Source organism: Bacteroides sp. D1, assembly GCF_000157095.2.
In the GTDB taxonomy this organism is placed as follows: Bacteria; Bacteroidota; Bacteroidia; order Bacteroidales; family Bacteroidaceae; genus Bacteroides; species Bacteroides xylanisolvens.
In genome coordinates this window covers 17716-41100 of record NZ_JH114344.1, presented here as the reverse complement: position 1 = coordinate 41100, position 23385 = coordinate 17716, and the positions used below count along the sequence as shown (strand labels likewise).

Annotated in this window: 19 protein-coding genes and 1 pseudogene; 16 read left to right on the top strand and 4 right to left on the bottom strand. The window is 44.0% G+C overall.

The window, feature by feature from the left end; all coding sequences use genetic code 11:
• Window positions 1–53 precede the first annotated feature (53 nt).
• The 4 genes from speA (at window position 54) to BSAG_RS08305 (ending at window position 3816) form a co-directional block, all read left to right on the top strand.
• Window positions 54–1946, top strand: coding sequence for a biosynthetic arginine decarboxylase (gene speA, locus BSAG_RS08290; protein WP_008019353.1), 1893 nt, complete (start codon window positions 54–56; stop codon window positions 1944–1946).
• Window positions 1947–2002: 56 nt separating this feature from the next.
• Complete coding sequence (gene argB / locus BSAG_RS08295) at window positions 2003–2776, top strand: acetylglutamate kinase (protein WP_008770435.1); 774 nt, start codon at window positions 2003–2005, stop codon at window positions 2774–2776.
• Window positions 2777–2837: 61 nt separating this feature from the next.
• Window positions 2838–3347 carry an RNA polymerase sigma factor gene (locus tag BSAG_RS08300; protein ID WP_004315420.1) on the top strand — a complete coding sequence of 170 codons (510 nt, stop codon included), beginning with the start codon at window positions 2838–2840 and terminating at the stop codon, window positions 3345–3347.
• Window positions 3337–3816, top strand: coding sequence for a hypothetical protein (locus BSAG_RS08305; RefSeq protein ID WP_004315419.1), 480 nt, complete (start codon window positions 3337–3339; stop codon window positions 3814–3816). Before BSAG_RS08300 ends, BSAG_RS08305 begins: the two co-directional genes overlap by 11 nt.
• Before the next feature lie 182 nt (window positions 3817–3998).
• Here the strand turns inward: BSAG_RS08305 and BSAG_RS08310 are convergent, their stop codons facing one another.
• The gene (locus tag BSAG_RS08310; protein WP_007756445.1) at window positions 3999–4781 is read right to left on the bottom strand and encodes a head GIN domain-containing protein; all 783 of its coding nucleotides are present in this window, start codon (window positions 4779–4781) and stop codon (window positions 3999–4001) included.
• 129 nt (window positions 4782–4910) lie between these two features.
• Between BSAG_RS08310 and BSAG_RS08315 the strand changes: the two genes are divergently transcribed.
• A complete protein-coding gene (locus BSAG_RS08315) occupies window positions 4911–5609 on the top strand; it encodes a SprT family zinc-dependent metalloprotease (protein ID WP_004315416.1) in 699 nt (232 codons plus the stop codon).
• Between the two features lie 157 nt (window positions 5610–5766).
• Here the strand turns inward: BSAG_RS08315 and BSAG_RS08320 are convergent, their stop codons facing one another.
• Window positions 5767–6162 (bottom strand): hypothetical protein, encoded by a 396-nt coding sequence (locus tag BSAG_RS08320; RefSeq protein WP_008024082.1) that lies wholly within the window; start codon window positions 6160–6162, stop codon window positions 5767–5769.
• A gap of 172 nt (window positions 6163–6334) precedes the next feature.
• On the opposite strand from BSAG_RS08320, the gene rimP reads away from it, so the two are divergent.
• The 9 genes from rimP (at window position 6335) to BSAG_RS08365 (ending at window position 17561) form a co-directional block, all read left to right on the top strand.
• Window positions 6335–6802 (top strand): ribosome assembly cofactor RimP, encoded by a 468-nt coding sequence (gene rimP / locus BSAG_RS08325; RefSeq protein WP_004315414.1) that lies wholly within the window; start codon window positions 6335–6337, stop codon window positions 6800–6802.
• A 2-nt stretch (window positions 6803–6804) separates the two neighbouring features.
• Complete coding sequence (gene nusA / locus BSAG_RS08330) at window positions 6805–8079, top strand: transcription termination factor NusA (RefSeq protein ID WP_004309455.1); 1275 nt, start codon at window positions 6805–6807, stop codon at window positions 8077–8079.
• Between the two features lie 105 nt (window positions 8080–8184).
• Window positions 8185–11274: a translation initiation factor IF-2 gene (gene infB, locus BSAG_RS08335; RefSeq protein ID WP_008770434.1), complete on the top strand. Its 3090-nt coding sequence runs from the start codon at window positions 8185–8187 to the stop codon at window positions 11272–11274.
• Window positions 11275–11477: 203 nt separating this feature from the next.
• Window positions 11478–12008 (top strand): CvpA family protein, encoded by a 531-nt coding sequence (locus BSAG_RS08340; RefSeq protein WP_004315413.1) that lies wholly within the window; start codon window positions 11478–11480, stop codon window positions 12006–12008.
• Complete coding sequence (gene sufB / locus BSAG_RS08345) at window positions 11986–13488, top strand: Fe-S cluster assembly protein SufB (RefSeq protein WP_004309458.1); 1503 nt, start codon at window positions 11986–11988, stop codon at window positions 13486–13488. Before BSAG_RS08340 ends, sufB begins: the two co-directional genes overlap by 23 nt.
• A 115-nt stretch (window positions 13489–13603) precedes the next feature.
• Window positions 13604–14356, top strand: coding sequence for a Fe-S cluster assembly ATPase SufC (sufC, locus tag BSAG_RS08350; protein WP_004307398.1), 753 nt, complete (start codon window positions 13604–13606; stop codon window positions 14354–14356).
• A gap of 13 nt (window positions 14357–14369) precedes the next feature.
• Window positions 14370–15713, top strand: a complete 1344-nt coding sequence (sufD, locus tag BSAG_RS08355) for a Fe-S cluster assembly protein SufD (protein WP_004309459.1) — start codon at window positions 14370–14372, stop codon at window positions 15711–15713.
• Between the two features lie 19 nt (window positions 15714–15732).
• Entirely contained in the window at window positions 15733–16944 is a 1212-nt protein-coding gene (locus BSAG_RS08360; protein WP_004309460.1) for an aminotransferase class V-fold PLP-dependent enzyme, read from the top strand.
• A gap of 290 nt (window positions 16945–17234) precedes the next feature.
• Window positions 17235–17561, top strand: coding sequence for a heavy metal-binding domain-containing protein (locus BSAG_RS08365; protein WP_004315412.1), 327 nt, complete (start codon window positions 17235–17237; stop codon window positions 17559–17561).
• Between the two features lie 108 nt (window positions 17562–17669).
• Here BSAG_RS08365 and BSAG_RS08370 read toward each other — a convergent pair whose 3' ends face one another.
• Entirely contained in the window at window positions 17670–19859 is a 2190-nt protein-coding gene (locus BSAG_RS08370; RefSeq protein WP_004315411.1) for an alpha-galactosidase, read from the bottom strand.
• An 82-nt stretch (window positions 19860–19941) separates the two neighbouring features.
• A pseudogene (locus BSAG_RS25705) lies at window positions 19942–20319 on the bottom strand (TonB-dependent receptor); the annotation flags it as partial.
• Here BSAG_RS25705 and BSAG_RS0223290 point away from each other — a divergent pair.
• Complete coding sequence (locus BSAG_RS0223290) at window positions 20306–20506, top strand: helix-turn-helix domain-containing protein (protein WP_004309462.1); 201 nt, start codon at window positions 20306–20308, stop codon at window positions 20504–20506. The pseudogene BSAG_RS25705 and the gene BSAG_RS0223290 overlap by 14 nt on opposite strands.
• 616 nt (window positions 20507–21122) lie before the next feature.
• Entirely contained in the window at window positions 21123–23327 is a 2205-nt protein-coding gene (locus BSAG_RS08375) for a sodium-translocating pyrophosphatase (RefSeq protein ID WP_004315410.1), read from the top strand.
• The last annotated feature ends 58 nt before the right edge of the window (window positions 23328–23385 follow it).

Below are 23385 nucleotides of genomic sequence, written 5' to 3'. Positions count from 1 at the left end.
TAATCCGTATTTTTGCCGTCCAATTATTTACTAAAAACACTGAATAACAGAAAATGAGAAAGTGGCGTATTGAAGATTCTGAGGAACTCTACAACATCACAGGTTGGGGTACCTCGTACTTTGGTATTAATGACAAAGGTCATGTCGTTGTTACACCTCGTAAAGATGGAGTATCCGTTGATTTGAAAGAACTGGTCGATGAGCTACAATTGCGTGATGTGGCATCTCCCATGCTGGTGCGTTTCCCGGATATTTTGGACAACCGTATTGAAAAGATGTCATCCTGCTTTAAACAGGCAGCCGAGGAGTATGGTTATAAAGCCCAGAACTTTATTATTTATCCGATTAAGGTCAACCAGATGCGCCCTGTGGTGGAAGAAATTATCAGCCACGGAAAGAAGTTCAATCTCGGACTGGAAGCCGGCTCTAAACCGGAACTCCATGCGGTGATTGCGGTCAATACGGACTCCGACTCATTGATTGTTTGCAACGGATATAAAGACGAAAGTTATATTGAACTGGCTCTGCTTGCCCAAAAGATGGGTAAACGTATCTATCTCGTTGTGGAGAAGATGAACGAACTGAAGCTGATAGCAAAAATGGCAAAGCAGCTGAATGTGCAGCCTAACATTGGTATACGTATCAAACTCGCTTCTTCCGGAAGCGGAAAGTGGGAAGAGTCGGGAGGAGATGCCAGCAAGTTCGGCTTGACTTCCAGCGAACTTCTCGAAGCGCTCGATTTTCTGGAGAGCAAAGGTTTGAAAGATTGTCTGAAACTGATTCATTTCCATATCGGCAGTCAGGTGACGAAGATCCGTCGTATCAAAACGGCTTTGCGTGAGGCTTCACAATTCTACGTGCAGCTCCATTCAATGGGTTTCAATGTGGAGTTTGTTGATATTGGCGGTGGACTGGGAGTGGATTATGACGGAACCCGTTCGTCCAATAGTGAAGGTAGCGTAAACTATTCCATTCAGGAATATGTAAACGACTCTATCTCTACGCTGGTAGACGTGAGCGATAAGAATGGTATCCCGCACCCGAATATCATAACGGAAAGTGGGCGTGCATTGACGGCACACCATTCTGTTCTCATCTTTGAAGTTCTTGAAACCGCTACTTTACCCGAATGGGATGACGAGGAGGAAATTGCTCCGGATGCACACGAATTGGTGCAGGAGTTATATGGAATCTGGGATTCGCTGAACCAGAACAAGATGTTGGAAGCATGGCACGATGCGCAGCAGATCAGGGAGGAAGCGCTGGACTTGTTCAGTCATGGAATCGTGGATCTGAAAACCCGTGCACAAATCGAGCGTCTGTATTGGTCTATTACACGTGAGATTAATCAGATTGCAGCCGGTTTGAAGCATGCGCCCGATGAATTCCGTGGATTGTCCAAACTGCTTGCCGATAAATATTTCTGTAACTTCTCGCTGTTTCAGTCACTTCCTGACTCTTGGGCAATTGACCAGATATTCCCGATCATGCCTATTCAGCGATTGGATGAAAAACCGGAGCGTTCGGCTACCTTACAAGATATTACCTGCGACTCGGACGGTAAAATTGCCAACTTTATCTCTACCCGTAACGTGGCTCATTATCTGCCTGTACATGCACTGAAGAAAACAGAACCTTATTATGTGGCTGTGTTCCTGGTGGGAGCTTATCAGGAGATTTTGGGAGATATGCATAATTTGTTCGGTGATACGAATGCCGTGCATGTTTCGGTGAACGAGAAAGGATATAATATCGAACAGATTATCGACGGAGAAACGGTAGCGGAGGTATTGGACTATGTGCAGTACAATCCGAAGAAGCTGGTACGTACGCTCGAAACTTGGGTGACGAAATCAGTGAAAGAAGGAAAAATCTCCTTGGAAGAAGGAAAAGAATTCCTTTCCAACTATCGTTCGGGGCTTTACGGATATACTTATTTGGAATAATCGGCAAAGTGCCGGAGCCGGATTCTCCATTCGGTGAACTTATTAGAAATCAAGAAATGAGAGAAAAACTAACAGTTATTAAGGTGGGTGGCAAAATCGTAGAAGAGGAAGCCACCCTTCGTCAGTTGTTAAATGACTTTGCCGCTATTGACGGACATAAAGTGTTGGTTCATGGTGGCGGTCGTTCGGCAACAAAGATTGCCGCGCAACTGGGTATTGAAAGCAAAATGGTAAATGGTCGTCGGATTACCGATGCCGAAACGTTGAAAGTCGTAACGATGGTGTACGGCGGATTGGTGAATAAAAACATTGTGGCAGGTCTGCAAGCACGCGGAGTCAATGCACTCGGATTGACCGGAGCGGATATGAATGTAATCCGTTCGGTGAAACGTCCGGTGAAAGACGTAGACTACGGGTTTGTGGGAGATGTGGAACAGGTGGATGCCACTTTATTGTCGGATTTGATACATAAAGGCGTTGTTCCCGTGATGGCTCCATTGACACACGACGGTCACGGCAATATGTTGAATACGAATGCAGATACCATTGCCGGGGAGACAGCGAAAGCGTTGTCGGCTCTGTTTGATGTGACATTGGTGTATTGTTTCGAGAAGAAAGGTGTGTTGCGTGATGAGAATGATGACGACAGTGTGATTCCTCAAATCACCCGTGCCGAATTTGGACAATATGTAGCCGATGGCGTTATTCAAGGAGGTATGATTCCTAAGTTGGAAAATTCTTTTGAAGCAATAAATGCAGGAGTTTCTGAAGTGGTAATTACTTTAGCGTCAGCGATTAACGACTCTGGAGGAACGAGAATAAAAAAATAATTCAAAAAAAAGTAGTGGGCGACTGTAACTTTTCATATCCTAGCCCGTCATTATTATAGAGATGCAAGAAATCAGCTTCCGAAACGATATTTTGCCGTTGAAGGATAAACTCTTTCGATTGGCTCTCAGAATCACCCTGGATAGGGCCGAAGCCGAGGATGTCGTTCAGGATACCATGATAAGAGTGTGGAACAAGCGTGATGAGTGGTCTCAATTTGAATCGGTCGAAGCCTATTGCCTGACAGTGGCAAAGAACCTGGCGATAGACCGGAGTCAAAAGAAAGAAGCTCAAAATGTGGAACTCACCCCCGAAATGGAGGAAGAACCTGATGCAAACAGTCCGTACGACCAGATGATTCATGATGAAAGAATGAATATCATTAATAGACTGGTAAACGAACTTCCCGAAAAACAGCGGCTTATCATGCAACTGAGGGACATTGAAGGTGAAAGCTATAAAAAAATTGCAACCTTGCTGAATCTGACAGAGGAACAAGTCAAAGTGAATCTCTTCAGAGCCAGACAAAAAGTAAAACAAAGGTATTTAGAAATTGACGAATATGGATTATAAGGATATAGAACAGCTCCTCGAGCGATACTGGCAATGCGAAACTTCCGTTGAGGAGGAAGCAACATTGCGCGACTTCTTCGCAAAGGAAGAAGTTCCGGCTCATTTGCTTCGCTATAAGAATCTGTTTGTTTATCAGCAGGTTCAGCAGGAAGTAGGACTGGGCGAAGACTTTGATGCACGTATTCTGGCAGAGGTGGAGCCTACGGTAGTAAAAGCGAAACGTTTGACACTGACCGGTCGTTTTATTCCTCTGTTCAAGGCTGCTGCCGTAATTGCAATCATCCTTTCTTTGGGGAATGTGGCACAACATTCTTTCTCCGGAGATGATGGAAGTGTATTGGCTACGGATACCATTGGTAAACAAGTAACTGCACCGTCGGTCGCTATCTCAAATGATGTGAAAGCGGAACAGGTTTTGGCGGATAGCCTGGCGAAGATCAACCATAAGGTGCAAGTTATAAACGAATAGACATTTTCATTTGCTTTAAACATATAATATAGTTAGTGTGCTTAATTAAAACAACAACGAAGGCGAAACTGTGAAGTTTTCAATTCTCTCAAATTTTTATAATGAAACTAACTAAATAAATGGGCTACCGCGCGATGCAGTAGCCCTTTTATGTTTTTAAACTGTCTTTATTTAAACTGTCTTTATTTGATCTGCCGTATATTTTTTCTTGGAGCATCCACTTCTTGAGGATCTCCTTTATAGGCAATATCACCGCTTCCTTTGACGCGGGCAACCAGCTTCTGGCTGGCATAGCAACTGATGTTGCCGGAGCCGCTAATGCTTGCATCTGTGTTTTCTGCTTGCAAATCGGCGGCCTGAATATTTCCTGATCCGGCAATAGAATAGCTCGCTTGAATGGCTTTGCCGTTCAGATTGATATTGCCCGAACCGGAAATACTTGCCTGACATTCCTGACTCTCTATTTGTTGTAGTCTTACATCTCCCGAGCCATTAATTGAAACGGCCATTTTTTGGCAATTGAATCCTTCTCCCTGAATGTTGCCCGAACCGTTGATGTGGAATTCAATATCTTTAGAGGTTTGTATCCCATTGATTAATCTTATATTTCCTGAACCGTTGACCGACAGCTTATTCAGTTCCGGAGCAAAAACTTTTATTTCCAGTTTTCCTTTCCAGATAGTGACATTCTTCTTGAACTTTATAATGAATGTACTACCCTCCACATACGTTTCAATAAGTGGTATGATGTTGTCGGAACCATGAATTTCGACATGGCTGCATGTGTCTTGCCAATAACTGATGTTGGCACTTCCCACTAGTTTGATTTCATTGAAGTGGTCGGCTTTCACTTCTTTGGAGATGTAATTCTTGCTGCCTACGATGTGTTTTCCCTGCAAGCAAGAGCCGGCAGTAAGTACTAGAAACATTCCCGTGACTAATACGAGCAATAAACTTGTTTTCATAATTACGTTTTTCTATGATTGATATAATGGTTAGACGGAAGAACTTGATCTAAAGTTGCATCTTCCATAAAGTTTTTCGTTAGCATCTTCTTTTTTATTACTTTTGTGGCTGTTGATAGGAGGATTATAATGGATAAGATTATAGAAGATGATGAGTTAGGGCGCTTGGTGATACGCGTCAATTCACGTGCGAGAAGTCTTGTGTTTCGTACCAAGAGTGATGCTGTTTATGTTTCAGTTCCTCCCGGTACCACCCTGAAAGAAGTGAAACAGGCCATCGAGAATTTGCGTGGAAAACTTCTGGCCTCCCGGCAAAAAATCGCTCGTCCGTTGATTGATTTGAATTATAAGATTGATGCGGAGCATTTTAAACTATCCTTGGTGTCGGGCGAGAAAGATCAGTTTCTGGCTAATTCCCGGTTGGGTGTAATGGAGATCGTTTGTCCGCCTCATGCCGATTTTACAGATGAAAAACTGCAAAGCTGGTTGCATAAGGTTATTGAAGAATCATTGAGACGAAATGCCAAAAGTATTCTGCCTTCACGTTTAGCCTTCTTGTCCAAGCAATGCGGATTGCCCTATTCGAGTGTGAAAATAAACTCCAGTCAGGGCAGATGGGGGAGTTGTTCGGCTCGAAAAGCTATTAATTTATCCTATTACCTGGTTTTGCTGCCTTCTCATTTGATAGACTACGTGTTGTTGCACGAATTATGTCATACCCGCGAGATGAATCATAGCGAACGATTCTGGGCGTTACTTAATCAATTTACAGAAGGAAAAGCATTGATCTTGCGGGGAGAATTGAGAAAGTACCGTACGGAAATATAAAATGCTTTACAGCCAAGATAATATTCTCGCATTGTCACGAACTTAATTTATTCTATCTTGGTAAAGCCTTGTAAGCTCCTATTTCTGGCTGTCTTCTAAATCTTATACATTCCTGATAATGGTTCGTTATGATACGTAATAGGGGGATATGTCTTTATTATTTGGCTAATTGTTTAATCCCGTCCGATTCTTTTTCAAACTGATAAGCCCCTCCTTTTTCGCTAAGATCAAATGTAGAGACTAATTCTGTGTTATTATCTACGATCAATAAAGCGCTTTGTTCTGCAAAACGTCCTACTTCTACCGTGTAAGGCTCTTCCGATATGGTTTTATTCGAAATGAGGCTGTCGTTGACAAACAAAGAGATAGAATCTCCGGCAAAACCTTTTACCAGACTGATCGTGTAGCTTTCGATGAAATGACGTTCTTCCTGCTTTTCCCGTTGTAGCCGCATACTCATGTATACGAAAATAACCACGACAAAAATGACGGCAAAAGCAAGAATTCCGTTACCTACCATAAACTGTTTATTTGTGTTGAGACGATGTGCCATAGTCGTTATTTTTTGAATTGTGGCGTAAAGATACGAATATAGCACTGTTAATTCATACTTTTTTTCTTTAATCTTTTGTAGTCGAATAGATTATTTATATCTTTGCAACCGGAAACGGATGAAAGGTGGAGGGGCAATTAAGCTCCTTTTTTTGTTCTTATATAGTTAATAAATGATAGAAAAGAAAACTGTTTGTCAGATTGTAGATGAGTGGCTGGAAGGAAAAGACTACTTTTTAGTAGAAGTAACTGTGAGCCCGGATGACAAAATTGTGGTCGAAATTGACCATGCAGAAGGTGTTTGGATCGAAGATTGTGTGGAGCTTAGCCGCTACATAGAGTCAAAACTGAACCGTGAAGAGGAAGATTATGAACTGGAAGTAGGGTCGGCCGGTATCGGACAGCCCTTTAAAGTACTGCAACAGTATTATATCCACATCGGACAGGAAGTGGAGGTATTGACTAAAGACGGACGTAAACTGGCCGGCATACTGAAAGATGCCGATGAAGAGAAGTTTACGGTAGCCGTACAAAAGAAAGTAAAACTAGAAGGATCAAAACGTCCGAAATTGCAAGAAGAGGACGAAACCTTTACTTATGAGCAAATAAAATATACTAAATACTTAATTAGCTTTAAATAGTTATGGCCAAAAAAGAAGAAACAATCAGCTTGATTGATACATTTTCGGAATTTAAGGAACTGAAGAATATCGATAGAACGACGATGGTTAGCGTACTCGAAGAGTCGTTCCGTAGCGTAATCGCGAAAATGTTTGGCACCGATGAGAATTACGACGTGATCGTGAACCCGGATAAGGGTGACTTCGAGATCTGGCGTAACCGTGAAGTTGTGGCCGATGAAGATTTGACTAACCCGAATATGCAGATTTCGTTGAGCGAAGCACAGAAGATCGATGCTTCCTACGAAGAAGGTGAAGAGGTGACTGACGAAGTGATCTTTGCCAAATTCGGACGTCGTGCTATCCTGAATCTCCGCCAGACATTGGCTTCCAAGATTCTGGAACTTGAGAAAGACAGTATTTATAATAAATATATAGATAAGGTAGGTACGATCATCAATGCAGAAGTGTATCAGATCTGGAAGAAAGAAATGTTGCTCTTAGATGATGAAGGAAACGAGTTGCTGTTGCCTAAGACCGAACAAATCCCGAGCGATTTCTATCGCAAAGGTGAAACGGCCCGTGCAGTAGTTGCCCGCGTGGATAACAAGAATAATAATCCTAAGATTATCTTGTCACGTACTTCTCCCGTTTTCCTGCAACGTTTGTTTGAGATGGAAGTACCCGAAATTAATGATGGTTTGATTACCATCAAGAAGATTGCCCGTATCCCTGGCGAACGTGCCAAGATCGCGGTAGAATCTTACGATGACAGAATCGACCCTGTAGGAGCCTGTGTAGGTGTAAAGGGAAGTCGTATTCATGGCATTGTTCGTGAACTTCGCAATGAGAACATCGACGTAATTAATTACACATCGAACATCTCATTGTTTATACAGCGCGCTTTAAGCCCGGCTAAGATTTCTTCTATCCGTCTGAATGAGGAAGAGAAGAAAGCGGAGGTTTTCCTCAAACCGGAAGAAGTTTCGCTGGCTATCGGTAAAGGCGGTTTGAACATCAAACTGGCCAGTATGTTAACTGAGTACACTATCGACGTGTTCCGTGAGTTGGATGAGAGTGTAGCGGATGAAGATATCTATCTCGACGAATTCAGAGACGAAATCGACGGATGGGTGATCGACGCCATCAAGGCTATCGGCATTGATACAGCGAAGGCTGTGTTGAATGCTCCTCGTGAGATGTTGATTGAAAAGACGGACTTGGAAGAAGAGACAGTGGACGAGGTAATACGCATTTTGAAATCGGAGTTTGAAGAAGGTGAAGAAATTGAGAATTGAGAATTGAGAGTTGGGAGTGAAAGAAATCCATACTCATTCCACTCTCAACTCTCAATTCTCCACTCTCAACTTCTTAAAGCTCCATTTATTCATTAATTTTAAAATATGACGATAAGGTTAAACAAAGTTACAAGAGATTTGAACGTAGGAATCGCGACGGTAGTTGAGTTCCTGCAAAAGAAAGGGCATACCGTAGAGGCTAATCCTAATACCAAAATTAGCGAGGAGCAATACGCTATACTCGTAAAAGAGTTTAGTACAGATAAGAACCTTAGACTTGAATCGGAGCGTTTCATACAGGAACGTCAGAATAAGGAACGTAATAAGGCGTCTGTTTCGATTGAAGGCTTCGAAAAGCAGCCGGAGAAACAGAAGTCGGAAGATGTGATTAAGACAGTCGTACCTGAGGATGCACGTCCGAAGTTTAAACCTGTCGGAAAAATTGATTTGGATAAACTGAATGGTCGTAAACCTGAAAAGGTGGAGAAAGAGCCGGAACAGAAACAAGAAGTACCTGTTGTAGAACGGCCCGTCGTTAAACCCGAAGTGAAAAAGGAGCCCGAGAAGAGAGAACCCGAGGTGAAGAAAGAAGAGGTGGTGATACCTCCTGTTTCTGTAGTAGAGCCTACTCCAGTGGTAGTTGAGCCCGTAGTAGTGCCGGAACCTGTAGTGGAGACGAAGCCGGTAGAAGTTGAAAAAGTAGTAGAAGAAGTGAAAAAAGAAGAGCCGAAGGTAGTAGAAACTGCACCTGTGAAGGCGGAAGAACATAAAGAAGAAAAAAAGGTGGAAACTGCACAGGCTGAAGTAACCCCGGTAGCAGAAAAAGCTCCGGAGGATGATGGTGTTTTCAAAATCCGTCAACCGGAATTAGGCGCGAAGATCAATGTGATCGGTCAGATCGACTTGGCTGCATTGAACCAGTCTACTCGTCCGAAGAAGAAATCGAAGGAGGAGAAGCGTCGCGAACGTGAAGAGAAAGAGAAAATCCGTCAGGATCAGAAGAAACTGATGAAGGAAGCCATCATCAAAGAAATCCGTAAGGATGATTCTAAAGTGGTGAAGAACGGTCCGAAAGAAAGCGCGGATGCTGCTAAGAAAAAACGTAACCGTATCAATAAAGAAAAGGTAGACGTTAATAACGTTGCGACTTCCAACTTTGCTGCACCGAGACCTAATATACAAGGTAAAGGCGGCAATGGTAATAACAACGGTCAGGGCGGACAAGGAAATAATAACAGAAGAAATAACAACAATAATAAGGATCGCTTCAAGAAGCCGGTTATCAAACAGGAAGTGAGCGAGGAAGACGTAGCAAAACAGGTAAAAGAAACTCTTGCACGTCTGACAACCAAAGGTAAGAACAAGACGTCCAAATACCGTAAAGAAAAACGTGAAATGGCTTCCAACCGTATGCAGGAACTGGAAGATCAGGAAATGGCAGACAGCAAGGTATTGAAGTTGACCGAGTTCGTTACGGCTAACGAACTGGCAACGATGATGGATGTATCTGTCAATCAGGTTATCGCTACTTGTATGAGTATTGGTATCATGGTTTCCATCAACCAACGTCTGGATGCGGAAACAATCAATTTGGTGGCAGAAGAGTTCGGATTCAAGACAGAATATGTAAGTGCGGAAGTGGCACAAGCTATCGTTGAAGAAGAAGATGCTCCGGAAGATTTGCAACCACGTGCTCCGATTGTTACAGTGATGGGACACGTTGACCATGGTAAGACCTCTTTGCTCGACTATATCCGTAAGGCGAACGTAATTGCCGGTGAAGCCGGAGGTATTACACAACATATCGGTGCATATAACGTGCAACTGGAAGACGGTCGCCGTATCACGTTCCTCGATACTCCGGGTCACGAAGCGTTTACCGCTATGCGTGCACGTGGTGCGAAAGTAACGGATATTGCTATCATTATTGTGGCTGCCGATGATAACGTGATGCCGCAGACAAAGGAAGCAATCAATCACGCGATGGCTGCCGGTGTACCTATTGTATTTGCAATTAATAAGGTAGATAAACCGACTGCGAATCCGGATAAAATTAAAGAAGAACTGGCTGCAATGAATTACCTTGTTGAAGAATGGGGTGGTAAGTATCAGTCACAAGATATCTCTGCCAAGAAAGGTATGGGTGTGGAAGATTTGCTGGAAAAAGTATTGCTCGAAGCAGAAATGCTCGACCTGAAAGCAAATCCGGACCGTAATGCTACGGGTTCCATCATCGAATCTTCACTGGATAAGGGACGTGGATATGTAGCTACTGTATTGGTATCTAACGGTACTCTGAAAGTGGGAGACATCGTACTGGCAGGAACCAGCTACGGACGTGTGAAGGCTATGTTCAACGAACGTAACCAACGCATCAAAGAAGCAGGACCTTCCGAACCGGCTTTGGTATTGGGATTGAACGGTGCACCTGCCGCAGGTGATACATTCCATGTTGTTGAAAGCGATCAGGAAGCTCGTGAAATCACCAACAAACGTGAACAGTTGGCTCGTGAACAGGGCTTGCGTACGCAGAAGATCCTTACGTTGGATGAGTTGGGCCGTCGTATTGCTTTGGGTAACTTCCAGGAATTGAACATCATCGTTAAGGGTGACGTGGACGGTTCTGTTGAGGCATTGAGCGACTCATTAATCAAGTTGTCTACGGAACAAATCCAGGTAAATGTCATCCATAAGGGTGTGGGAGCAATTTCCGAGTCGGATGTTTCTCTGGCTGCCGCTTCGGATGCGATTATCGTCGGATTCCAGGTACGTCCTTCGGGTGCTGCCGCTAAGATGGCTGAACAGGAAGGTGTCGACATCCGTAAGTACTCTGTCATCTACGATGCAATCGAAGAGGTGAAGGCTGCTATGGAAGGTATGTTGGCTCCGGAACTGAAGGAACAAATCACGGCAACTATCGAAATCCGCGAAGTATTCAACATTACGAAGGTGGGTTTGGTAGCCGGTGCAATGGTGAAGACCGGAAAGGTGAAACGAAGCGACAAGGCTCGTTTGATCCGCGATGGTATCGTCATCTTTACCGGAAACATCAACGCGTTGAAGCGCTTCAAGGACGATGTGAAGGAAGTAGGTACAAACTTCGAGTGTGGTATCAGTCTGGTGAACTGCAACGACATGAAGGTAGGCGATATGATCGAGACATTCGAAGAAATAGAAGTGAAACAGACTTTATGATTTATGAGTTATGATTTATGAATTATAAGGGTATAAGGCCATTCGCGAAGTAATGGTTGCAACAATAGATGGGTGGTAATGTGGTACTATTTTATATGGGACACCACCTTACCACTTTATTGTTTTATCACCTGACAGAAATATAAATCACAGATCATAATCATAGAAACATAAATCATAAATCACAAATCATAAATCACAACGTGGCAACGATTGATATCATTATCCTTATTGTAATAGGCGCCGGAGCGGTGGTAGGCTTTGTAAAAGGCTTTATCCGCCAGTTGGCTTCTATTTTGGGGTTAATAGTCGGGCTGTTGGCGGCGAAAACTTTATATGCCTCTTTGGCGGAGAAACTTTGCCCGACAGTGACGGATTCGATGACAGTTGCGCAGGTGTTGGCTTTTATCATGATTTGGATTGCCGTGCCGTTGATTTTTGTACTGATAGCTTCGTTATTGACAAAAGCAATGCAGGCAATTTCGCTGAACTGGCTGAACCGCTGGTTAGGGAGTGGGCTGGGAGCACTTAAGTTTCTGTTGTTAACGAGTGTAGTGATCGGTGCGATAGAGTTTGTGGACAGCGATAATAAGTTAATTAGTGCAACAAAAAAGGAAGAATCTTTGTTATATTATCCGATGGAAACGTTTGCGGGGATCTTTTTCCCTGCTGCGAAGAATATGACGCAACAATATATATTAGAGAATAAAGATGCAACAAGAAGAACCCAATAAAATGAAACCCAATCAGAAAGACGAACTCGAAAAGAAGACTGATAATGAGTTTGTCCGGAAATTTGCGGAGGAGAAATATAAATACGGCTTCACCACAGAGGTGCATACAGACATCATTGAGCGTGGACTTAATGAAGATGTCATTCGTCTGATTTCATCGAAAAAAGACGAACCGGAGTGGTTGCTGGAGTTTCGCCTGAAAGCGTACCGCCACTGGCTGACGCTGGAGATGCCGACTTGGGCACATCTCCGTATCCCTGAAATTGACTATCAGGCGATTTCTTATTATGCCGATCCGACGAAGAAGAAAGAAGGACCGAAGAGCATGGAGGAAGTCGATCCTGAATTGATAAAGACGTTTAATAAACTGGGTATCCCTTTGGAGGAACAGATGGCTCTTAGCGGAATGGCGGTGGATGCCGTTATGGACTCCGTTTCCGTAAAGACTACCTTCAAGGAAACGCTGATGGAGAAAGGAATTATCTTCTGCTCGTTCAGTGAAGCCGTGCGGGAACATCCTGATTTGGTGAAGAAATATATGGGCTCGGTGGTAGGTTACCGGGATAATTTCTTTGCGGCGTTGAACTCCGCTGTCTTTTCTGACGGCTCTTTTGTGTATATTCCGAAAGGGGTACGTTGTCCGATGGAACTTTCCACCTATTTCCGTATCAATGCCCGTAACACGGGGCAGTTTGAACGTACGCTGATTGTGGCGGACGACGATTCATACGTTTCTTATCTGGAAGGATGTACAGCGCCGATGCGGGATGAAAATCAGTTGCATGCGGCTATCGTTGAGATAATTGTGCACGACCGCGCAGAGGTAAAATACAGCACTGTTCAGAACTGGTATCCGGGCGATGCAGAAGGCAAGGGCGGTGTATACAACTTTGTGACTAAACGCGGTAACTGCAAGGGAGTGGATAGTAAATTATCCTGGACACAAGTGGAAACCGGTTCGGCCATCACTTGGAAATACCCTTCCTGTATTCTGACGGGCGATAACTCGACCGCTGAATTCTATTCCGTAGCTGTAACGAACAACTATCAGCAGGCTGATACCGGAACGAAAATGATTCATCTGGGCAAGAACACCCGCAGTACGATTGTAAGTAAAGGTATCTCCGCCGGACATAGTGAGAACTCCTATCGTGGGTTGGTACGTGTGGCCGAGAAAGCGGATAATGCCCGTAATTATAGCCAGTGTGACTCTCTGTTGCTGGGAGATAAATGCGGTGCGCATACTTTCCCTTATATGGATATTCACAATGAAACGGCAGTGGTGGAACATGAAGCCACAACGAGCAAGATCAGTGAAGACCAAATATTCTATTGCAACCAGCGCGGTATTCCGACAGAAGACGCTATCGGGCTTATTGTGAACGGATATGCAAAAGAAGTATTGAATAAACTTCCGATGGAATTTGCGGTAGAAGCACAGAAGTTGCTTACTATCTCGTTGGAAGGAAGTGTGGGGTGATTTACTAGTTGGCAATTTACGATTTACTATTTGGCTGCGCGCTTGTAGGAGGTAAATTGTCGGTAGTATGGGTTTTTAATAGTAAATAGTAAATGGAAAAATAGTACATATAATCATGTTAGAAATAAAAGACCTGCATGCCAGCATTAATGGCAAAGAGATATTGAAGGGTATTAACCTGACGGTGAATCCCGGTGAGGTGCACGCTATTATGGGGCCGAATGGTTCCGGTAAAAGTACGCTTTCTTCCGTATTGGTGGGAAATCCGGCTTTTGAGGTAACAAAAGGTTCGGTCACGTTTTATGGAAAGAACCTGTTGGAGTTGAGTCCTGAAGATCGTAGCCATGAAGGAATCTTTCTTAGTTTCCAGTATCCGGTAGAGATTCCGGGTGTGAGCATGGTCAACTTTATGCGTGCTGCTGTGAATGAGCAACGCAAATATAAAGGTCTGCCTGCGCTGACAGCCAGTGAGTTTCTGAAACTGATGCGTGAGAAACGTGCGGTAGTAGAGTTGGATAATAAGTTGGCTAACCGCTCGGTGAATGAAGGTTTTTCGGGTGGTGAAAAGAAACGGAATGAGATTTTCCAGATGGCCATGTTGGAACCGCGGTTGAGTATCCTTGATGAAACGGACTCCGGTTTGGATATTGATGCGCTCCGTATTGTTGCGGAAGGAGTGAACAAACTGAAAACTCCTGAAACAAGCACGATCGTTATTACCCACTACCAACGTTTGCTTGATTATATCAAACCTGATATTGTACATGTCCTTTATAAAGGTCGTATCGTAAAAACTGCCGGACCGGAACTTGCACTGGAACTGGAAGAAAAAGGATATGATTGGATCAAGAAAGAAGTAGGAGAATAACAAATAATAAGTTATGATAGTTGAACAACAATATATAGACCTCTTCTCACAGACGGAAGCAATGATCTGCAAGCATAGCGCCGAAGTGCTGAATGCGCCTCGTGCAGCTGCATTTGCCGATTTTGAACGCCTCGGATTTCCGACTCGTAAGATGGAGAAGTACAAATATACGGATGTGAGCAAGTATTTTGAACCGGATTATGGTTTAAACTTGAATCGTCTGGCTATTCCGGTCAATCCGTATGAAGTGTTTAAGTGCGATGTGCCGAATATGAGTACCGCCCTGTATTTTGTGGTAAATGACGCATTTTATAATAGAGCACTTCCTAAAGTCAATCTGCCGGAAGGTGTGATTTTCGGCAGCTTGAAAGAAGTGGCCGGACAGCATCCGGAATTGGTGAAGAAGTATTACGGTCAGTTGGCAGATACTTCCAAAGATGGGGTGACTGCTTTCAATACAGCTTTTGCACAAGATGGTGTTGTATTTTATGTGCCGAAGAATGTAGTAGTAGAAAAACCGATCCAGCTGGTAAATATCCTGCGTGCAGATGTCAACTTCATGGTGAACCGCCGCGTACTAATCATCCTGGAGGATGGCGCGCAAGCCCGTCTGCTGATTTGTGACCATGCAATGGATAACGTGAACTTCTTGGCAACACAAGTGATTGAAGTATTTGCAGGTGAGAACACGGTATTCGATATGTATGAACTGGAAGAAACACATACAAGCACCGTTCGTATCAGTAACCTGTATGTAAAGCAGGAGGCAAACAGCAATGTATTGTTGAATGGAATGACCTTGCATAATGGTACTACCCGCAACACCACTGAAGTATTGTTGGCAGGAGAAGGAGCCGAGATAAACCTCTGTGGCATGGCAATTGCCGATAAGAACCAGCACGTAGACAATCATACAAGCATTGACCATGCCGTACCGAACTGCACCAGCAATGAGCTGTTCAAGTACGTACTCGACGATCAGTCGGTAGGCGCGTTTGCCGGACTGGTACTGGTGCGTCCCGATGCGCAACATACGAACTCCCAGCAGACTAACCGGAATCTTTGTGCTACGCGTGATGCGAGAATGTACACACAACCTCAATTGGAGATTTACGCGGATGATGTGAAATGTTCGCATGGAGCAACGGTAGGCCAGTTGGATGAGGGTGCATTATTCTATATGCGTTCACGAGGTATTGCAGAGAAAGAAGCCCGTTTGTTATTGATGTTCGCATTTGTCAATGAAGTGATTGATACCATTCGTTTGGAGGCACTGAAAGATCGCCTGCATCTATTGGTAGAGAAACGTTTCCGTGGCGAGCTGAATAGATGTCAGGGCTGTGCCATTTGTAAGTAACCACTAATAATTAATAAACGTGGATATTCAAAAGATACGTGAGGATTTTCCGATATTGAGCCGTACGGTTTACGGTAAACCTTTGGTTTATTTCGACAACGGTGCGACAACGCAGAAACCCCGTCTGGTGGTTGATGCGTTGGTGGATGAATATTATTCCGTTAATGCCAATGTGCATCGCGGTGTGCATTATCTTTCGCAACAAGCTACGGAATTGCATGAGGCTTCCCGTGAAACGGTGCGTCAGTTTATCAACGCCCGTAGCACGAACGAAGTTGTCTTCACCCGCGGAACGACGGAAAGCATCAACCTGCTTGTTTCCAGTTTTGGCGACGAATTTATGGAAGAGGGGGATGAAGTGATTCTTTCCGTAATGGAACATCACAGTAACATCGTTCCCTGGCAACTGTTGGCTGCCCGAAAGGGAATTGCCATCAAAGTGATTCCAATGAATGACAAAGGCGAACTCTTGCTGGATGAATACGAAAAACTATTTTCCGAACGAACGAAAATAGTCAGCGTGGTTCATGTTTCGAATGTGCTGGGTACGGTGAATCCGGTGAAAGAAATGATTGCAACGGCTCATGCGCACGGCGTACCTTGCCTGATAGACGCTGCACAGTCTATCCCTCACATGAAAGTGGACGTACAGGAGTTGGATGCTGATTTTCTGGTGTTCTCTGCCCATAAAATATACGGTCCGACAGGTGTCGGAGTGCTTTATGGAAAAGAAGAGTGGTTGGATCGCCTTCCGCCTTATCAGGGAGGAGGAGAGATGATTCAGCATGTCTCTTTTGAGAAGACCACTTTCAACGAACTTCCTTTCAAGTTTGAAGCCGGTACGCCCGACTATATCGGAACTACCGGACTGGCAAAAGCTCTTGATTACGTGAATGGACATGGACTTGAGCAGATAGCCGCCCATGAGCATGAACTGACAACTTACGCTTTGCAACGGCTGAAAGAGATTCCCCAGATGCGTATATTCGGTGAAGCAGCCGAACGGGGAGCAGTCATCTCCTTCCTGGTAGGAGATATTCATCATTTCGACCTCGGAACGTTGTTGGATCGTTTGGGTATTGCCGTGAGGACGGGACATCATTGTGCACAACCTCTCATGCAACGTCTTGGTATAGAAGGAACTGTACGGGCTTCGTTTGCCATGTACAATACGAAATCGGAAATAGATACATTGGTGGCGGGAATTGAACGCGTCAGCAAGATGTTCTAACAATATAAGCCGCTATTCCTGTGGGATGGCGGCTTTTTTTATTCTTTAACTAAAAAAAGATGCCTTCAAGTGCAGTGATTTGAGCTTTTGTGCGTCTAATAGTAAAGAAACAAAATGTTCATTGAATATTAGGAGGGTCGTGAGACCATGCTCATATTATATAAATTCTCTCTCTTTAACATTAATCGCAGCTATATCGTAAGAAATTACGGTGTAGCTGCAACTTTTTTAGGGGGACTTGCGTCTAACTAAATACGTATAACTTACAGATAACTAATAAAGAAAAAACTATGCTGATGACAACCACTCCCATCATTGAGGGAAAACGAATAGTGAAATATTATGGAATAGTTTCCGGAGAGACAATCATAGGTGCCAATGTATTCCGCGACTTGTTTGCAAGTATTCGGGATATTGTGGGTGGTCGTTCCGGTTCTTATGAAGAAGTGCTGCGTATGGCAAAAGATACAGCATTGAAGGAAATGGAGGCACAAGCAGCTCAAATGGGAGCTAATGCCGTGATAGGTGTTGATTTGGATTATGAGACAGTTGGAGGTAGTGGCAGTATGCTGATGGTGACTGCTAACGGCACAGCCGTAAAGATTGAAGAGGATTAATTGATTATTGTTTTTTTTACTACAGAGAACACGGAAGACGCAGCGCATATACTTTGTTTAGTATCAATGGTATAAAACGCTGTGTCCTCCGTACTTCTGTGGTGAATATTATTCGGCAGTCAGTTCAATCACACGGCTGAAAGCCTGATTGGTAGTGAAAGCATTGATTCCTACTTTCATCAGATAATCTCCTGAATAAGTCTTCTCATTGGCAGCAAGATTCGATTTAGAATTCGGCATCAGGTTGATTTCTTTCACCTTATACATTTTCTTCGCATCCAATCCCTGAAGTTTAACCGGGAGCAGCTTCTCACCGAAACGTGGGTGGATATCGTAGGTATAAAGCACTGCTTTGTTCTTATCCGGTGCGGCGTACATGACAGACATGTGATTACCATCGTATGGAGAAACCAGTCTGTACTGGTCACCATCCAGAATCACTTTCTTCAGACGCGTCCAGTTGGCAACTGCATTTTGGCAAAAAGTCTGTTCGTCCGCATTCAGCTCTTTCAGTCCGAGATCGAAGCCCAGTTTACACATACTTGCTACATCGGTACGGAATTTCACGCTTGTCTTCTTGTTCCAGCTGGTTACGTGTGCATCCATTGCTTTTGCAGGGAAGATTTGTGAGAATCCCCATTGGATAAACAGGCGCTCTATCGGGTCTGTATTGTCACTGCACCAGAATTCTGTAAAGTATTTCAATGCTTCGTAGTCGCAACGGGCGCCACCGCCGGAGCAAAGCATCATCGGTACGTTCGGATATTTGTCTTTGATACGTTCCAATACATTATATATACCACGTACATGGTCGATATAAAGTTGTCCTTGTTTATTCTTCAAATAGGGAGAATAAATATTTGTGATGGGAGAGTTGCAGTCCCATTTAAAGAAAGCCACTTCCGGGTTCGCTGTCAGGATGTTATCCACTACGCCAAACACAAAATCCTGTACTTTCGGATTGCTAAGATCGAGCACCAGTTGGTTACGATAATAGTATGTTTCGCGATTGGGCAGTGTGATAGCCCAGTCAGGATGCTTCTCGAACAATTCACTTTTGGGGTTTATCATCTCCGGTTCGATCCAGATACCGAATTTCACTCCGGCTTCTTTGGCCGATTTCACGAGTGCGGGAATACCGCCCGGGAGTTTGGATTTCATCACTTCCCAGTCACCCAGTCCGGCATTGTCGCTGTTGCGAGGATGCTTGTTGCCGAACCAGCCATCATCCAACAAGAACATGTCTACACCGAGATGTTTGGCTTCTTTCATCAGTTCGGCAAGCAGTTTCTCATCGAATTTGAAGTACGTATTTTCCCAGTTATTCAATAAAGTCATGCGGTCGCCTTGTCCGTCTTTCAGTTGGTGGTTGCGTGCCCATGCGTGGAGGTTGCGGCTGGCTTCGCCCGTACCGTTGTTGCTGAAAGTAAAGATGAATTCGGGAGTCGTAAATACTTCGTTCGGTTTTAGTTCATAATCAGATGCATACGGGTTGATGGCGGGGATGACACGGAGGTTGCCTACGTTGTCCACTTCAAAGGTAAACTGGAAGTTACCTGTCCATCCGATCGTCCCTAGCATGGCACGTCCTTGTGTTTCCTGTGCCGGTTGTTCAAAACCAAGTTCGAAGAACGGGTGGGTATGCATGGCGGCACGGCTTCCCAGTTTGGTGTCGATCACCTTTTTGCCGAACAATAGAGGTTGTGTGCTCATTTGTGCTTCTTTAGCCCAGTCGCTGCTGAATTCAGTCAGATAATACTCGTTTCCGGAGAAATAAAGCATCGTCGAAGCATAACGCCAGATGGTGACAGGTTTCTTTTCAGCATGTTTGATTTCACTCCACGTCTTGATGACGTTTTCTTTCGGATAAGCGATGTAATGCAGCGTGACTTCCACCGGGTACTGATCGTCTTTCAGTTGGATAGTCGTTTCCGTGCCGCCTGCCACTGCTTTTTGTTCGGAAGATACATAACGGAGAATCGTGCTCGGGTTTCCATCATTGTGCGTGATTGCTACAGCCGGTTCAAAATAATCCTCGGCGCCGGAGCCCGGATATACTTCCCATCCACGGGTGGATACGCTGCCGTCACTGCCTCCTTTCACGTATGGAGAAAAGTTGTTGATGTCTTTCTCGTTCAGTAACTTATCGCCCAGATAAGCCTGATAAAGTCGTCCGTTGGGAGCTACTTGGAGAATTAAGTCTGTGTTGTCCGTTGCGATGCGGATAACGTTCTTTTCCTGGGCATTCACTTGTGCCAGGGTAAACAATGCCGTAAGTAATACGAAAAGTTTCTTCATGGTTTTTTAATAATTAATTAGGTATTAGTTAGTTTGTGGGCATATAATGCCACAAAGATAGTTATAATTCGTTTGGTATGAACTAGAATTTGATGCTTGCGCTAAATTCTACGGTGAATGGGCGTAAATAATTTCCACTCATATAATTTCCGGCGTATTGGACAGCTTCTTCTTTCGTAATCAGTTCCGAACCGTTGATGGTTCCGCTGGCTCCTTTCTGATTCAGGAAGTTGATGACTGTTGCCCCCAGAGACAGGTGCTTGTTTACGTTTCAGTTGATTCCTCCGAACGTTTCCCAGCGCCCGTTGAAGTAGAGCGCTTCCTGAAGATTGGCGTACGTCTTGCCGAAATAGCGGAAACTAAGCTAGAGGCGTAAGTCTTTCGTGATGTTGTAGCTTGGGTCGAGTTCGACAAGTATCTGCGGGATCTCTTTTACGATCATTCCGTTGGCATTGACCGACCTTTCCTCACTCGATTTTATCCGTATCATCCGGCTAAAACATGCTGCGGAATTGTTGCAGGAGGGAGAACTGCGCACCAATGAAATTTGTGACAGGGTAGAATTTCAGTCACCTTCTTACTTCGCCAAAGTATTTCAGAAACAGTTTAAAGTTACTTCTACGGAGTTTGCCCAGCAGAATAAGTAGAGAATGGCATATAGTTAGTTGTTATTGACTATTGTTCGTTATCTCTTTGTTTGAATTTGAACTGAAATTAGTTCATTTCTATACGGAAATAACTCCCAATACTATTGCTGGCAATAACTCGTCAGTATGCAGCTTTTATTTCTTTCTCTTGCTTATATTATTTTTTCAATTGCCTAAGGAGTTTTCGTTTGACTATAGTTGAACGAACGCTTGACATATGTTGAACTATCGCTTGACTATAGTCAAACGAAAATTTGTTAGGCAATGAAATAACTATTAATAGGTAAACGCTTGCTTAAAAATAACTAATAAAATCATTAGTGGCAATTGATCCCAAACTAGGCAATTTCTGGTTAAATGGGAATTTAATTCAGACAGAAGAACATAAGAACAAAAAAATAAAATAGCAGTTCAATAAGCAACAGAAATAATTTTCAAAGCGCAGCTTTTATGTTCTTTTGTTCTTATGTCTAAAAAGAACTACCATCTGCTCATTTGTCCAAAGAGACGTATAAAAAATAGAATGATTCAACTCTGTAAATTCTTTCTTTTTTACTTGCTTATTTCGATTGATTTCCATACTTTTAGCCTCCGTAATCCTTTAAAAATTGACCCTATGGACAACATTCTTTTCTGGCTCGTTCCAGTCGCTTCCGTGTTAGCCCTCTGCTTTGCTTATTACTTTCATAAGCAAATGATGAAAGAGGGTGAAGGTACACCCCAAATGATAAAAATAGCTGCTGCTGTGCGCAAAGGAGCTATGTCTTATCTAAAGCAACAATACAAAATAGTAGGTTGGGTATTCTTGGGGCTGGTTATTTTGTTTTCAATTATGGCATACGGCTTTCATGTACAGAATGCCTGGGTTCCCATTGCTTTCCTTACAGGTGGATTCTTCTCCGGGCTTTCCGGATTTTTGGGGATGAAGACGGCAACATACGCGTCCGCTCGTACCGCTAATGCTGCCCGTACTTCTCTGAATGCAGGATTAAGAATTGCTTTCCGAAGTGGTGCCGTGATGGGACTGGTGGTCGTTGGCCTGGGGCTGCTCGATATTTCTTTTTGGTATCTGTTGCTGAATGCAGTGATTCCTGCTGATGCACTGACACCTACTCATAAACTCTGTGTAATCACTACCACCATGCTGACATTTGGTATGGGAGCTTCTACCCAGGCGCTCTTTGCCCGTGTAGGCGGTGGTATCTATACAAAGGCAGCCGATGTCGGAGCCGACTTGGTAGGCAAAGTAGAAGCCGGAATCCCGGAAGATGACCCTCGTAATCCTGCCACTATTGCCGATAATGTGGGCGATAATGTAGGCGACGTGGCCGGTATGGGAGCCGATTTATACGAATCTTACTGTGGCTCGATTCTGGCAACAGCCGCACTGGGTGCTGCTGCTTTTATCCATTCGGCAGATACAGTGATGCAATTCAAGGCAGTGATCGCCCCGATGCTGATTGCGGCTGTTGGTATTATCCTTTCTATTATAGGTATATTCGCTGTCCGTACCAAGGAGAATGCGACAATGAAGGACCTGCTCGGTTCGTTGGCTTTCGGCACGAATCTTAGTTCCGTATTAATTGTTGCTGCTACATTCCTTATTCTGTGGCTTCTGCAACTTGATAACTGGATTTGGATTTCTTGTGCCGTAGTAGTCGGACTATTGGTAGGTATTATCATCGGACGTTCTACGGAATATTATACTTCCCAATCCTATCGCCCTACCCAGAAACTAAGTGAAAGCGGTAAGACCGGACCTGCCACCGTAATTATCTCCGGTATCGGTTTAGGTATGCTTTCTACGGCTATTCCGGTAATTGCAGTCGTAATTGGTATCATTGCTTCCTATCTGTTGGCTTCCGCCGGCGATTTTGCCAATGTCGGTATGGGACTGTATGGAATCGGTATTGCGGCTGTCGGCATGCTTTCTACTTTAGGTATCACTCTGGCAACGGATGCTTACGGACCGATTGCGGATAATGCAGGAGGTAACGCAGAAATGTCTGGCTTGGGTGCCGAAGTCCGCAAACGTACCGATGCGCTCGATTCATTGGGGAATACGACTGCTGCCACCGGAAAAGGTTTTGCAATCGGTTCCGCTGCATTGACAGGCTTGGCTTTGCTGGCCTCTTATATTGAAGAAATCCGAATCGGCCTTACACGGCTTGGTAATGTAGATTTGACCTTTGCGGATGGTAGTTCCATCAGTGTGGCGAATGCTACTTTTATCGACTTCATGGATTATTATGAAGTACATCTGATGAATCCGAAAGTTCTTTCGGGTATGTTCCTCGGTTCCATGATGGCTTTCCTGTTCTGTGGATTGACAATGAATGCCGTAGGACGTGCAGCAGGGCACATGGTAGATGAAGTACGTCGCCAATTCCGTGAAATAAAGGGTATTTTGACAGGAGAAGCGGAGCCGGATTACGAACGTTGTGTTGCAATATCAACAAAAGGTGCGCAACGTGAAATGGTTGTGCCTTCCTTAATCGCTATTATTGCCCCTATCCTTACAGGTCTTATTTTCGGTGTTCCCGGTGTGCTCGGTTTGCTGATTGGTGGCTTGAGTAGTGGTTTCGTACTGGCTATCTTCATGGCTAATGCCGGCGGTGCATGGGATAATGCAAAGAAATATGTAGAAGAAGGAAACTTTGGAGGAAAAGGCGGTGAAGTTCATAAAGCAACCGTAGTAGGAGATACTGTGGGCGATCCGTTTAAAGATACATCCGGGCCGAGCTTGAATATCTTAATAAAGCTAATGAGCATGGTAGCCATTGTAATGGCAGGACTTACTGTTGCCTGGAGTTTATTCTAAAAAAAGCAGGAAAGAAGTAAGAAAAAGGAGGCAAAACAAGTCTCCTTTTTTAATTTGA